We start from the raw sequence: 13,545 nt of genomic DNA, 5'->3' as shown, positions 1-13,545 counted from the left end.
GCTCAGCATGACGTTCCCGTTTAAATTGATAGCTGTGACATCCTCTTCGCTCCTCCAGCACCTGCCCCACCCCGCTGCCGAGCGGCGCGGCGTGCGCCTGCTGCTGTGGCGCAACGACCTGCACCACCCCGAGCTACCCGGCAACAAGGCGCGCAAGCTGAAATACAACCTCTTGCAAGCCCGCGCCGAAGGGCACTCGCGCCTGCTCACCTTTGGCGGGGCGTATAGCAACCACTTGGCGGCGGTGGCAGCGGCCGGCCAGCTTTATGGCTTCGACACCCTAGGGCTAGTGCGCGGCGAAGAGTACCTGCCGCTCAACCCCACTCTGGCCCAGTGCCGCGCCGACGGCATGGCCCTGCACTACCTCAACCGCGCCACCTACCGCCGCCGGGCCGAGCCGGACTTTCAGGCTGACTTACTGCGTCAATATGGGCCCGCCTATTTACTGCCTGAGGGTGGGACCAATACCCTGGCCCTGCGCGGCGTAGCCGAGCTGATACCCGAGCTGCGCCAGCACACCAACTTCGATGCCTTAGCGGTGGCGGTGGGCACCGGCGGCACCCTGGCCGGCTTGGCGCTGGGCCTAGCCGAGGCCAATTACCCCGCCCGCGCCCTAGGGGTAGCCGCACTCAAAGGGGCCCGTTTTTTGCGCGCCGACGTGGATGCCCTCACGCAGGCGGCAACCGGGCGCGTGCTCGGCAATTACGAGTTGCACCTGGGCTACCACTACGGCGGCTACGCCAAGCTACCGCCCGAGCTGCGCGCTTTTATCGCTGGCTTTCGGCAGCAGCATGGCGTGCTGCTCGACCCCATTTATACCGGTAAGCTGCTGGCGGGCGTGCTCGATTTAATTGCCCTAGGCCACTTTGCGCGCGGCAGCACGGTGGTGGCGGTGCACACTGGCGGCCTGCAAGCCTGGGCCGGCTTTGGCGGGCCACCTACCCCCTAGGCCCCGGCGGCGGATTCTGGAAGCCCGCGCCGCCTCCACCAATCATCAACCCCCAGGGCGGCCAGCACAAACACGAAGGGCAGCACCGGCGCCAGAAAACGCACGTCGTAGTCGTCGACGGTGAGCATGACCACGGCGGCTTGCAGCAGTGGCACGGCGGCCAGAAACACTCGGCCCGGCAGCCACACCTGGCGCAGGCGTGCGCCGCGCGCCGCCAGCCAGTAACAGGGCCACAGCACCAGCATGCTCAGCAGCTTGTGTCCTAGCGAGTAATAAGGCTTGACGCTGCTGAAAAACACCAGCACCTTGCCGCCCATCAGGCGCAGTAGAAAGCCGGGGTTGTGGGCCGCAAAGTACCCAATGCGCCACACCTGGCCCGTGCCAGGCGGAGGCATAGCCAGCGGTTCGCTAGGCTGGATAGCCCAGGCCTTGGAGCCAAACATCAGCTCACCCCGGGCATAGGTTTCCACAATAAAATAGCTTTTGAGCTGGTAGTTGAGTGCTACCAAGCCGAGCGGTATGGCTACCACTAGGCTGCCTAAACACCACCATACCAACTGCCGCCGCGGGCTATACCACAGGGCTGCTAAACCAGCTAAGGCGGCGGCTCCTATCAACACAAAGCCATTGGGCCGGGTACGCGCTACTAGTAGCAGTATAGCTAGCAGCCATACCCAACGCAGCCAGCCCCCCCGACGCACTGCCACCAAGGCCGCTAGGCTCAGCACCGATAAGCTGATAAATAATGATTCAGTAAGCAAGTAACAGTTAAACTGCTGAATATCGGGCCATAGTACAAAAAGTAGCGTTGCCAATGCCGCTGCTACGGAGCTGGCTACCAACTGCCGCACGCTGCGGTAAAGCGCACCCGCCGCTAATGCAGCCAATACCAACTGACCTAGTATAATACCCCAGTACCCTGTCCCTATCCGAAGCCAGAAACTCTCGAACCAGGCGTATACTAAATATCGCTGGGTGTGCTCATATACGAAGGTGGCGTCATTAGGCAGTTCAGGACTCAACTCGACAGCTGGCCACGGCTGGGGCGGCACATAATGACCATGGCGCGCGACATTGCTGGCATACTCTAAGTATAGCTCGCTGTCGTTGGCCAGGTGTGGGCCGTGGAAGCGTAGCAGAAAAGCCGCTTGCACCAGCACCCACAGCCCCGCCAGCAGCCAGGGGTGGTGGCGCCAGAGCCAGTGCGCCGCGGACGAGGGCCGGGGGGTGTTCATAGAAGCCAAAGCTACGCCAACCCCGGCAGGCAGTTTGGGGTATGAGGACCAAGCTCGGCGGCTGCGCCCAGCTTGTTTTCTCCTTTCCGAATGATTCCTCGTCTGTTTCGCCGCCTTCTGCCCTTGCTGCTCCTCACGGCCCTAGGGGTGTTTCTGTGGCGCAAGATTGGGCCCACCCTGACCGGCCTCGGCCCGCTGAGCGCCCGCGAGCCGCAAGTAACCGTGACGCACAACACCGTGCTGACCCAGGTAGAGGCGCTGGGCAAGCTGGAGCTAGTACGCTACCGCTTCAAGGACGTGGTGGAGTATAAAAAGTCCTCGAAATACCCCTTTCTACCCGATGCCAAGGCCGCCCTCATCGTAGGTGGCGAGGCGGTAGGCTGCCTCGATATGCGCAAGATTCGGCCGCAGGATGTGACGTTCGAGGGTGATTCGGTGGTGCGCGTGGTGCTGCCCGCGCCCGAGCTGTGCAGTTTCCAGGTCGACCACAAGCAGAGCCGCGTATTTAGCACTGAAAACACGTTTTTCCAAGACGCCCAGGTGGTAGACGAGGCCTACCGTTACGCCGAAGCCCAAGTGCGACGCTCGGCTCTCCAATCGGGTATTTTAGCTGAAACTCAGCGCAATGCTCAACTAATTCTGGCACCCATGCTACGCACGCTCACCGGCCGCCGCGTTATAGTAGGACCAGCGCTGCAAGTGCCAGCGGAGGGGAGGAAGCTGTAGGCTACAAAAAAGGCGGTTATCCTGAGCGCCGCCGAAGCATCTCTACTGAACGTCACCCGGACAATTCAGTAGAGATGCTTCGGCGGCGCTTAGGATAACCGCCTTTTTCATCTATAATTAGCCCTAGGCGGCACGGAAGCCGGTGGCCTGGCGGATGCTGCGCTCGTTGCCAGTGGCGGGGTCGGCGTAGCTATGGTCGCTCACTTCTACCGACAGGTGCTTGCCTACCAGCTGCTTGGTGTCGAGGTCTTTGCCTTCTTCGGGCTTGATGCCCACGGCGGCGTAGAGCGAGAGGATGATGGGGTGGCCGGCCGGCGAGTTATAGAAGCGCTGGTCAACGTAGCCGTCCTCGCTCTCCATGTGGGCGGCGAAGTAGGGGACGTTCTGGTGCTCGCTCACGCCCTCATCGATGCGGGTGATGGTGACGGTGTGGCGGCCATCGGGCAGAAAGCCTTTGGCTTCGCCTTTTTCAACGGAAATTTTCATGGTCAGACTACGAAATTACTAAATTCAATAGTGCTAACGCAGTTGGACGACCTAAGGTTGCCGCCTGGCGCCCTCGCACCCTTGCCGTCGGCGGGTGAGCCCTAGGGCAAGGCTATTGCTCCAGCTCCTTGAGCGCCTCCTGAATCAGGTCTGACTCGTAGCCCTTTTGCACCAAGTAGGCCGTTAGCTTCATCCGACGTTTCTGGGGATGGTTTTCTTTTTCGCGGGCGTCGCGCTGGCCTAGCAACTGCTGCATCTTTTGGTAGTACTCATCGCCATCCAGCTCTTTGAGACCGCTTTTGATGCAGTAGTCGCTCAGGCCCTTGGCCTTCATTTCCAGCCGGATGCGGCGGCGGCCCCAGCCGTTGGTGCGGTGCTTGCCGCGGGCGTAGGCCTGGGCGTAGCGCTCCTCATCGAGCAGCTTTTCGCGGCTCAGGCGAATGATAATTTCGCCCGCCTCGTCTTCATCGAGGCCGTAGCTGCGCAGCTTGTCGGCCACTTCTTTTTGGGTGCGCTCCTGGTAGGCGCAGTAGGCGGCAATTTTGGGCAGGGCCTCGGCGGGCGTGTAGGTTTTGGGCGCTTTGTCGGGGTTCTTGAACATGAGCGGGCTGGGCGGCGGGCAACGAAGTTCGGGTACCCGGCGTTGACCAGAACACGCCTTGGTTCTCAATCGTTGAAAAAATCTCCTCTCGCGCCGGTATTCTACATGCTGGCGGCTACGCTGCTGTTCGCGCTGGTCAACATCGGCATTAAAAAGCTGCCCGACTTGCCGGCCGTCGAAATCATTCTTTTTCGCTCGGTTATTTCCCTGGCCCTCACCCTAGGGCAGTTGCGCTGGCTGGGGGTGCCGCCCTGGGGCCAACGCGCCCAGCTGCCCGACCTGCTGCTGCGTGGGCTGGCGGGCGCGGCGGCGCTGGTGCTGGGCTTCCTCACCATCAAGCAGCTGCCGCTGGCCCCGGCCGTGACGCTGCAGTACCTAGGGCCAGTGTTCACGGCGGTAGCGGGCATCTGGCTGCTGGGGCAGCCGGTGCGGCCCTGGCAGTGGGTGTTCTTCGGCATTTCGCTGGGTGGCGTGGCGGTGGCGCAGGGCTTTAGCGGGCTGGGCTGGGCGGGCGTGGCCCTAGGGCTAGGTGCGGCGGCTACTTCGGGCCTAAGCTACGTGTTCAATAGCCGCATCGGTACCAAGGAAAACTCGCTGGTAGTTATCTTTTATTTTCAGGCAGTTACCCTGCCCATCGCGGCCGTCTGGACATGCTTCAACTGGCACACGCCGCAGGGCGCCGACTGGCTATGGCTAGTGGCCGTGGGCGTGTTTACCCAGGCGGCGCTCTGGTGCGTTACCAAAAGCTACCAGCACGGCAAGCAGGCGGCCGGCATCGCGGCCCTCGACTACCTGGGCCTGGTGTACGCGGCGGCGTTTGGAACATGGTTTTTCGGGGAAAAAATTAAGCTATCCACCTACATCGGCATGGCCGTAGTGCTGCTGGGCGTGGCGCTCAATGCCTGGTACAGCGCCCGGCGCACCTCCCACAAACCTGCACAGTAAAGGTCTGTGCAATTTAGCTTTAACCCAGTCCATCACTGGTAGTCGGCCGCTTTTGCTCGTTACATAGTGCGTCCATTTGCCTAGGTGCGTTGCCATGCCAGCCCCAGTTGCCAGGTGGGTCGTTCATTATTTTGGCGGCAGCGGCCCGGAAGCCGATTAATTCAATTAATCCGAGTAGTTTAGCGGCGCTTTACTGTAGATTAGCTGAATATTTAGCTGCTCACCTACTTAAATCCCGGCGGTGAGTGAGGTCCTCACGCTAAATCTATGTTAACAAGTGCCTGCGTAGATTTACGCAGGAAAGCCTACCTATCACCATCCTTTTTTTCATGTCTCAAAACCTACCCCCTATCCGTTTGCGGCCGGCCGATTCTGCTTCGCGGCGCTCCTTTCTCCGTTATTCTGGCGCCAGTGTTGTAGTTGGTAGCTTGTGGCTGGCTGGCTGCAAGAAGGACGATACGACCGTTCCCGCCCCTACTTTCACTAGCTTCAGCCCGGCCAACGCCGTGGGGGGTACTACGGTTACTATCACGGGCTCCGGCTTTACGGGTGCCACGTCCGTAACGCTGAACAATGCACCTGTCTCGTTTCTAGTCGTTAACGATACTACTATCACGTTTGTGGTGCCCGGCGGCGGGGCTGCCACCGGTCCCATTACTATTGTAACGCCGGGGGGCTCCGTCACCACCAGCGCCTACAACATATCGCCCACGGCGCCCACCATCACCAGCATTTCGCCCACTAGCGCGCTGCCAGGATCCCAGGTTACGATTACGGGCACTTTCCTGGCCAACGTTACCACGGTAAGCGTCAGGCCTGCCGGCACCACGACGGGTACCGGCACGGCGGGTACCATTGTGGGCACGCCCACGGCCACTAGCCTCACGTTTACCCTTCCGACTGGCCTGGCGGCGGGCGCCGCTACGGTATTCGTTACCAACCCCTTCGGCACGAATAACAACCCGTCTACCGTAGTCCTCACGATTTTGTCGAGCACCGTGAGCGTGGGTACCGGCGACGCCGGCGTGCTCAACTACGCCTACGCCCTCGAGCAGCTCGAAGCCGCCTTCTATACCCAGGTACGCGCGGGTGCCTACTATACCGGCATTGCCACCGCCACCGAAAAGGCGGTGCTCGACGACCTCTACTACCACGAAGTAATTCACCGCGACTTCCTAAAGGCGGCCATTACGGCCGCTGGCGCTACGCCGCTCAAAGACCTGACGCCCGATTTTTCGAGCATCAACTTTGGCACGCGCGCCTCGGTGCTCGGGGCTGCCAAAGCTTTTGAGGACCTAGGGGTAGCCGCCTACAATGGCGCGGGCCAGTACATCACCACTCCCGCCTACCTACTTGTTGCTGGCAAAATCGTGTCGGTAGAAGCCCGCCACGCGGCGCTCATTCGCGACCTGTTGTCGGAAGCCACCTTCGTAGGCAGCGACATCATCACCAGCGACAGCCTGGAGATTTCCAAGGCGCCGAACGACGTGGTAGCCGTTGCCAACACCTACCTGGCCATCGGCTCGAAAATCGCCAACCCCGGTACCTTCTAAGTCGCCAGTTCTCACTTCCTTATCGCTAGCAATATGAATTTTCTAAACATACTTTCGGACATCGAAAAAGTTGACCCCGAGGTGTACGAGCGCCTCGATTCGCGCCGCCGGGTGTTCAAGCACATGAGCGGCGTGGGCCAGAAGTTAGCAGCCGCAGCACTACCCATGTTCGTGGGAGCAGTGTTTAACAAGGCCTACGCGCAAACCCCGGCCGGCGTGGCCGTGAACGACGTACTCAACTTTGCCCTTAAGCTGGAGTACCTGGAAATGTACTTCTACCAGCAGCGCACGGTGCTCAGCGGCCTCAGCAGCATCAACCTGAGCGCCCTGGCTACCATTGCTACCGACGAGGCCAAACACGTTGCCTTCCTGCGCGGCGTGCTGGGCACCAACGCCATTGCTGACCCCACGGCGGCCCAGTTCGACTACTCGGGCGGCCGCGGCACCCAAACCGGCCCCTTTGCCGACTGGCGCACCAACCCCGCCACGTACCTGGCCCTGGCGCAAGCATTTGAGGACACGGGCGTGCGCGCTTACAAGGGCGCTGCCCCCCTAGCCTCGGTGATGGCCAACAAGACCGTGCTCACGGCCGCGCTTAACATCCACTCGGTGGAAGCGCGCCACGCCTCGCACATCCGCGAAATGCGGCGCGCGGGCGCCAGCAGCACCACTCCTTCGCAGGGTGCAGCCGCTTCGCCCTACGATGCCAAGCCCAAGAGCTGGATTTCGGGCACCGACAACGGCGGCCCGGCCGCTACCTACACGGCCCCCGTGTACGGCGCCGGCAATGCCACTGGCCTGGCCACCGGCGTATCGTTCCCGGCCGAAGACAACGTCAGCCAGGGGGGCGTTACCCTCTCCGGCACCACCCTGCCCAATACCAGCAGCTTCCCCAGCTCGGCTTACTCCGAAGCCTTCGACGAGGGCCTGGACGTGACTACGGTGTCGGCGATTGCCCGCGGCTTCACCGTGTCCACCAGCACGCTGTTTTAGCGCGCCGGCTACGTTGGCTGCTACCCGAAAGGGCCGCCCGATGGGCGGCCCTTTTTCGTGCTCACTACTGCTCGGCGGGCAGCCAGCAGCGCCCGCCAGCAGGGTAATGACCGCTAACTTGCCGGACAGACGCGCCGGTTTTTCTTCCTGTATGAGCATTTTGCATCGAATCAGCTGGTTCCTAGCCCTGCTGCTGCTTAGTAGCGGTGCGGCGCGGGCGGGCATCATCAAGGGTCGCATTAGCGGGGCTAGCGGCGAGGCCCTGCCCTTTGCTAACGTGGCCGTGCGCGGCACCGCTACCAGCACCGGTTCCAACGACCAGGGCCAGTACCAGCTGTCGCTGCCGGCGGGCCAGTACCAGTTGGTGTTTCAATACGTAGGCTACCGGCCCCGCACCGAGGCCGTGCGCGTGCCGGCCGGCGACTCGACCCTGGTGCTCAACGTGGCCCTGGCCCCCGAAGCGTATTCACTGAATGAGGTGACGGTGCGCGGCTCGGACCGCGACCCGGCCTACGCCATTATTCAGCACGCGCAGCAGTGGCGCGCCTACCACCAGCGCGAGGTGGCGGCCTTCCGAGCCCGCATCTACATCAAGAGCCTAGGACGCCTGCTCGAAACGCCGGGCAAAATCTTAGGTATCATCAAGGTAGGACCCGATTTGAAGCCGGGTATCTTCTACCTCTCCGAAAGCCTATCGGACATCTCCTTCACCCAGCCCGACGTCATCAAGGAGCGCATGATTTCCTCCAGGGTCAGCGGCGACTCCAGGGGCTTCAGCTTCAATAGGGCCAGCGCGGGGCGGGGGCTCAGCTTCTACAGCAACCTGGTGAAATCGGGGTTTTCGGAGCGCGGCTTCGTATCGCCGATTGCCAGTAACTCGTTTTTGTTTTACACTTACGAGTTGGTGGGCAGCAGCCAGCAGAATGGCGAGCTGATTCACAAGATTCGCGTGACGCCGCGCCGGCCCACCGACCCGGCCTTTACGGGCTTCATCTACGTGGTAGACGGCTCGTGGCGGCTGCACTCCATCGACCTGCGGCTCACCAAGGCCGCCCAGCTCAACTACGTCGATGAGCTGCACATCGAGCAATTGTTTGCGCCCGCGCCGGGCGTGCCGCACGTGTGGGTCATTCAGTCGCAGCGCCTTACGCTCAATGGCAGTGGCCTAGGGTTTAAGGGCGTGGGCTACATCACGGCCGTATTTTCGGGCTACAACAACGTGGTGCCTACCTACCCGGCCCCGCCCGCCGCGCTGGCCACGGCGCCCGCCGCCCCGGCCGATGTGGCGCCCGTAACCACAAAGGAGCTGACCCGCCAGATAAAGCGCGACCGGCCCGACCTCAGCGGCCTGAGCCGGCAGGTGCGCCGCCAGGTGAAAGCCGCCCGCCGCGACTCGGTGCGCCAAGACCCCCTAGGGCAGCTCAAGCGCGGCGAGGTGCAACTGATTGACAAAGATGCCAACGAGCGCGACAGCAGCTACTGGGCCCAGGTGCGCCCGGTACCCCTCACGGCCGAAGAAAGGCTGGACTACCACAAAAAAGACAGCAGCGAGGTAATCCGCAACTCGCGCCCCTACCAGGACTCGCTCGACCGCAAGCGCAACGAGTTTACGCCCACCAAGCTGCTGCTCACCGGCTACACCCGCCTCAACACCTTTGCCAAGCGCAGCCTTACGGTGCAGCCGATATTTAACGAGCTGCAATACAACACGGTAGAGGGCTACGTGCTGAACGCCCAGGCCACCTACACCCAGCGCACCACTACCCGCCGCTTTGTGACGCTAGAGCCCACCCTGCGCTACGGCTTCCAGAACCGGCAGCTACAACCCAGCCTGAGCGTGAACTGGCAGCTCGATGCGGTGAAGCTGCGGCAAGTGGGCCTAGTGGCGGGCCGCACCATCGAGAATTTCGACCGCAACTCGCAGCTCACGCCCTTCATCAACTCGGTGTACTCGCTGCTGGCCAACCGCAACTACGCCAAGCTCTACCGCCGCGAGGGCGCCGAGCTAAGCTACTTCTGGGAGCCCCTGAACGGCCTCACGGTGCGGGCCGCCGCCAGCTACTTCCGCCGCACCGAGCTGTTCAATACCAGCAACTACCTCTGGCACGACGTGCTCGGCCGCGCCTTCACCCCCAACCTGCCCACCGCCGCCGAGGCGCCGGCTGAGGGCCTGGGTTTTGGCCAAAGCAACGCCGCTGCTGTGGGCCTCAGCCTCACTTACCGGCCCGGCCAGCGCTACATCACGCGGCCCGATGGCAAGTTCAACCTAGGCTCGCGCTGGCCCACTTTCAACGTGCAGGGGTACATAGGGGTGCCGCACCTGCTGGGGGCCGACGTGCGCTACTTGCTGCTGCGGGGCTCGGTGCGCCACGCGCAGCAGCTGGGGCTGCTGGGCACCAGCACCGGCCAGCTCGTCGTGGGCGGCTTCGTAGGCAAGCAGGAGGGCCTTACGTTTGCCGACTACCACCATTTCTCGGGCAACCGCACCCTGCTGGCCGCCGACTTCAACCAGTTTCAGCTGCTCGACTACTACCAGTACAGCACCCGCGGCCGCTACGTGGAGGGTCACTACAACCACCATTTCAACGGCTTCATCTTCAACAAGGTGCCGCTGCTGCGCCGCCTCAAGTGGCAGGAGGTCTTCACCTTCAACTACCTCTACACGCCCACCGCCGGCAACTACCTGGAGCTGGGCGCGGGCATCGAGCATATTTTTGGCCTGGGGCGGATTGACTTCTTCACCCGCCTGCAGGGCGGCTCAAACGAACAAAGCATTGGCGCCAATACCGGGCTACGGCTGGGGCTAGGATTTTAAGTTATCTCGGGTCGCGGCATGGGTTTTGAGCAGTAGCCAGCGTACCACTTATCCTTTTCCATGAAACCTATCCTACTTGCGCTAACTCTGCTGGCGCTAGCAAGCCGCGGCTTTGCCCAACGGTTTGCCATGAAGCGCGACGTTGTAACGGTGGACGGGCAACCGTATCTAAAGTTCGAGTCTGACGGCTACACCTCCCTCTACATCAGCTCCTTGCAAAACGAGCGCCTGCTGGTAGTGAAGGAGATGGAACTGAGCGACCCGGCGCTGCGGCAAACGGGTAGCATCAACAACGCCCATTTATACTTGCAGTACGTGTTTTTAAAGTCGCGCACCATCGTGGAAACTCCGCGCCCTTCGGTTTTTTCCAGCCTGCCGGTGATGGTGGCCCGCACGCTCTACGCGGCGCGCCTACTGCAAAACGGTGGCGTGAGCCAACCAGCCCTAGATGAATTTGCTTTGGTAAACGGCACGGTGTACACCGAACGCCGGCAGGCCCTCAATCAAGCCGGCTGGCTGACGCCAGCAGTGATTGGCGCGCCCGCTATTTCACCTCCTCAAAGTCCACGTACTCCCCGCCCTTAAACTCGCCCTGGCGCGCTTCCTTAGCCTGGGGCGGCACGTACTCGACGCGCACCTGGCCGGGCGCGGTGGGCGGCGGGCCGGCCGGGCGCGGCGGCTGAAAGCCGCTAAAGCCACCCCTAGGGTCGAAGCCGGGCGGGAAGCCGCCGCCTTGCTGGGCCTTGTGCACCTGCTGCCGCACGAAGCTGCCGAGCACCGCGCGCAGCACCCGCGGCAGCACATACCGTACAAGGAGGAAAAACAGCAGCAGCGACAGCGTGAAGCCCATGAGCATCTGGAAAGGATTGGCAAATTACGGAGCCGCCCGGCGGAAGTTGGCGGCGGTGGCCCTAGGGGTAGGCGGCGCCAGCTGGCCGGGACAGGCGGCCAGCCCGCGCTTGGCCGCCCCGCCCGATTTTGCGAGCTATTACCGGGCCCCGGTCGCGCACCTGGCCCCCGTCCTGCGCCGCGAGGGCGATAGCCTCCGCGTGTTCCTAAACCACGCCGCGCCGGCATCGGGTTCCGCGGCGCTGCAGCTGCGCCTCGCCGCCTGGAGCGGCTACGACGCCGCCCAGCCGCTATGGGAGGAAACGCGGGCGCTGCGCCCCTATCCCGGCAGCGATTCCAGCGCGCCCGTGCAGGTATTGACGGCGGCGGTAGCAGCGGCCCGCTTGGCGCCCGGCCAGGTGCTGCAGGTGAGCCTAGGGCCAGTTGGCGCTGCCCCGGCCGCCGTGGCCAGCAGCGCGCCCGCTGCTGCTTCGGCCGCCCCTAGCCCCGCCGCCGCGCCCGCCGCCGAAGCCCCCGCCACCACTGCCTGGCTGCCCCTTTCGGCCGAGCGCCTGGCCCGGCCCTTCATCTTGCTTGACTCGACGGGTCTTATCCTCGACCGGCCCTACGTGCGGGCCAGCGAGGGCGTAGCGGTAGCCACATTTGGCCTTAGCGAGCCCGTGCGCTGGCGGCGCTACCCTACCGGGGCCGCCGCCCTGCCCCCCTTCACCGACCCGCGCACCCAGCCCGCTGCGCCGCGCACGCTGGCCGTACTTGACTCGTCGGCCGCTCCGGTGGCGGCGGGCACGCTGCTGCGCTTTGCCCAGCCGGGCCTGCTGGCGCTCAAGGTGGGGGGCCTAGGGGGCGAGCCGGTCCGCACCGTGCCGCTGCTCGTGACGCGCGCCGACTTTCCAGGCCACACCACGGCCAGCGAGCTGATTGAGAACTTGCTATACCTGACTTCGGCCACTGAGCGGCGCGAGCTGGCCACGGCGCCCGACCCCAAGCGCGCCGTGGACCGGTTCTGGCTGCGGGCGGCGGGCGGCGACCAGGAGCGCGCGCGCCGCCTTATTCGCAGCTACTACGGCCGCATCACGGCGGCCAACGAGCTGTTTAGCGGCCACAAACCCGGTTGGCGCACCGACCGCGGCCTACTGTACGTGGTGCTGGGCCCGCCGCAGCGCGTGAGCCGACCCACTGGCGAAGAGCACTGGCACTACGACCACGCCGGGCACCTGGGCGAGGCCGTCACCTTCACCTTCCGCGCCCGCCCCACTACCTTAGCCCCTGCTAATTACGAATTGGTGCGCCGCCCCGAGTATCAACAGCTCTGGTATGCCGCCGTAGACCAATGGAGAAACCCCCTCAGCGTCCGCTAGCTAGCGGCGACTTCAACGACGATGAGTACGTGCCGCGCCGCTTCCGCGCGGGCGAGGCGCCGCGCGGCAACTCGGCCAGCCGCGGCGAGAGCCCCCGCGGCGACAGCGGCCGCCCACACGGCGAGCGCCCTAGCCGTGAAGGCAACGCGGACGCCAGCCGCAACCGGCCATTCTACGACGAGCAGGGCCGCCAGGTAACGCCCCGCAAACTAGCCGGTGAGCGCAGCCGCGGCCCCATTCAGCACAACACCCGCCCCGCCGCCGACCGCAGCATCGACATGCTCTTCGGCCTGCGCCCTATCTTGGAGGCCTTGCATGCGGGCCGCACCCTAGACAAGATTTTTCTGCTGCGCGGCACCAAAAACTCCCTAACCCAGGACATTTCGGAGCTGGCCCGCGCGGCCAACGTGCCGGTGTCGCTGGTGCCTATGGAGAAGCTGGAGGGCCTAACGCGCAAAAATCACCAGGGCGCGGTGGCCTTCGTGTCGCCCATTGATTATGCGCCGCTCGACTCGCTGCTGGCCGGCTTGTTTGAGGAGGGTAAAGTACCATTCCTGCTGCTGCTCGACCGCGTGACGGACGTGCGCAACTTCGGCGCCATTGCCCGCACCGCCGAGTGCCTAGGGGTGCAGGCGCTAGTAGTGCCCGCCCGCGGCGCCGCTCAAATCAACGGCGACGCCGTCAAAACGTCGGCCGGCGCCCTCAATCTCTTGCCCGTGTGCCGCGAGCCTGACTTGCGCCAAACTATTGACTTTCTGAAGAATAGCGGCCTCACTATTGTGGCCTGCACCGAAAAATCCGACCTTGACCTTACCCAAGTAGATGCCGCCACCCTAAGCGGCCCCGTAGCCGTAATCATGGGCTCGGAGGAGGATGGCATCGACCCTAGTTTGCTACGCCTCTGCGACCAGCGCCTGCGCATTCCCATGAGCGGCCAGATTCAGAGCCTGAACGTAGGTGTAGCCGCTGGCATCATGCTCTTTGAGGTAGCCCGGCACCGCGGGCTGGCCGGAGCCTAAGGGACCAGAACAAGAG

General features: G+C 63.4%; 13 protein-coding genes. 9 read left to right on the top strand and 4 right to left on the bottom strand.

From position 1 onward, the window contains the following. Positions 1–34 precede the first annotated feature (34 nt). Positions 35–949 carry a 1-aminocyclopropane-1-carboxylate deaminase/D-cysteine desulfhydrase gene (locus HHL22_RS19765; RefSeq protein ID WP_317172708.1) on the top strand — a complete coding sequence of 305 codons (915 nt, stop codon included), beginning with the start codon at positions 35–37 and terminating at the stop codon, positions 947–949. Here HHL22_RS19765 and HHL22_RS19760 read toward each other — a convergent pair. Next, on the bottom strand, positions 946–1,344 hold the full coding sequence (locus HHL22_RS19760) for a hypothetical protein (RefSeq protein ID WP_169533110.1): 399 nt from the start codon (positions 1,342–1,344) through the stop codon (positions 946–948). The two genes, HHL22_RS19765 and HHL22_RS19760, sit on opposite strands and share 4 nt — an antisense overlap. A 930-nt stretch (positions 1,345–2,274) precedes the next feature. Between HHL22_RS19760 and HHL22_RS19755 the strand changes: the two genes are divergently transcribed. After that, entirely contained in the window at positions 2,275–2,910 is a 636-nt protein-coding gene (locus HHL22_RS19755; protein ID WP_195809333.1) for a DUF4230 domain-containing protein, read from the top strand. Positions 2,911–3,033: 123 nt separating this feature from the next. Here the strand turns inward: HHL22_RS19755 and HHL22_RS19750 are convergent, their stop codons facing one another. Together HHL22_RS19750 and HHL22_RS19745 are read right to left on the bottom strand one after the other, a co-directional pair. After that, positions 3,034–3,396, bottom strand: a complete 363-nt coding sequence (locus HHL22_RS19750) for a hypothetical protein (RefSeq protein WP_169533109.1) — start codon at positions 3,394–3,396, stop codon at positions 3,034–3,036. Between the two features lie 112 nt (positions 3,397–3,508). Further along, entirely contained in the window at positions 3,509–3,997 is a 489-nt protein-coding gene (locus tag HHL22_RS19745) for a regulatory protein RecX (protein WP_169533108.1), read from the bottom strand. A 72-nt stretch (positions 3,998–4,069) separates the two neighbouring features. On the opposite strand from HHL22_RS19745, the gene HHL22_RS19740 reads away from it, so the two are divergent. From HHL22_RS19740 to HHL22_RS19720, 5 genes are all read left to right on the top strand, one after another. After that, entirely contained in the window at positions 4,070–4,942 is an 873-nt protein-coding gene (locus HHL22_RS19740; protein WP_169533107.1) for a DMT family transporter, read from the top strand. Positions 4,943–5,271: 329 nt separating this feature from the next. Beyond that, entirely contained in the window at positions 5,272–6,495 is a 1,224-nt protein-coding gene (locus HHL22_RS19735; RefSeq protein WP_169533106.1) for a ferritin-like domain-containing protein, read from the top strand. Positions 6,496–6,528: 33 nt separating this feature from the next. After that, the gene (locus HHL22_RS19730) at positions 6,529–7,488 is read left to right on the top strand and encodes a ferritin-like domain-containing protein (protein WP_169533105.1); all 960 of its coding nucleotides are present in this window, start codon (positions 6,529–6,531) and stop codon (positions 7,486–7,488) included. Between the two features lie 151 nt (positions 7,489–7,639). Beyond that, a complete protein-coding gene (locus tag HHL22_RS19725; protein ID WP_169533104.1) occupies positions 7,640–10,303 on the top strand; it encodes a DUF5686 and carboxypeptidase regulatory-like domain-containing protein in 2,664 nt (887 codons plus the stop codon). A 129-nt stretch (positions 10,304–10,432) separates the two neighbouring features. Next, the gene (locus tag HHL22_RS19720; protein WP_169533103.1) at positions 10,433–10,888 is read left to right on the top strand and encodes a hypothetical protein; all 456 of its coding nucleotides are present in this window, start codon (positions 10,433–10,435) and stop codon (positions 10,886–10,888) included. Here the strand turns inward: HHL22_RS19720 and HHL22_RS19715 are convergent. Beyond that, entirely contained in the window at positions 10,848–11,159 is a 312-nt protein-coding gene (locus tag HHL22_RS19715; protein ID WP_169533102.1) for a hypothetical protein, read from the bottom strand. The genes HHL22_RS19720 and HHL22_RS19715 overlap by 41 nt on opposite strands. Between HHL22_RS19715 and HHL22_RS19710 the strand changes: the two genes are divergently transcribed. Both HHL22_RS19710 and rlmB read left to right on the top strand, forming a co-directional pair. Further along, positions 11,152–12,510, top strand: coding sequence for a GWxTD domain-containing protein (locus HHL22_RS19710; RefSeq protein ID WP_169533101.1), 1,359 nt, complete (start codon positions 11,152–11,154; stop codon positions 12,508–12,510). The genes HHL22_RS19715 and HHL22_RS19710 overlap by 8 nt on opposite strands. Further along, on the top strand, positions 12,483–13,529 hold the full coding sequence (rlmB, locus tag HHL22_RS19705; protein ID WP_241738184.1) for a 23S rRNA (guanosine(2251)-2'-O)-methyltransferase RlmB: 1,047 nt from the start codon (positions 12,483–12,485) through the stop codon (positions 13,527–13,529). Before HHL22_RS19710 ends, rlmB begins: the two co-directional genes overlap by 28 nt. The last annotated feature ends 16 nt before the right edge of the window (positions 13,530–13,545 follow it).

This window comes from Hymenobacter polaris (assembly GCF_012927305.1).
Lineage (GTDB): Bacteria > Bacteroidota > Bacteroidia > Cytophagales > Hymenobacteraceae > Hymenobacter > Hymenobacter polaris.
The sequence above is the reverse complement of the archived record's forward strand: the minus strand, read 5'-3'. Positions and strand labels throughout refer to the sequence as shown.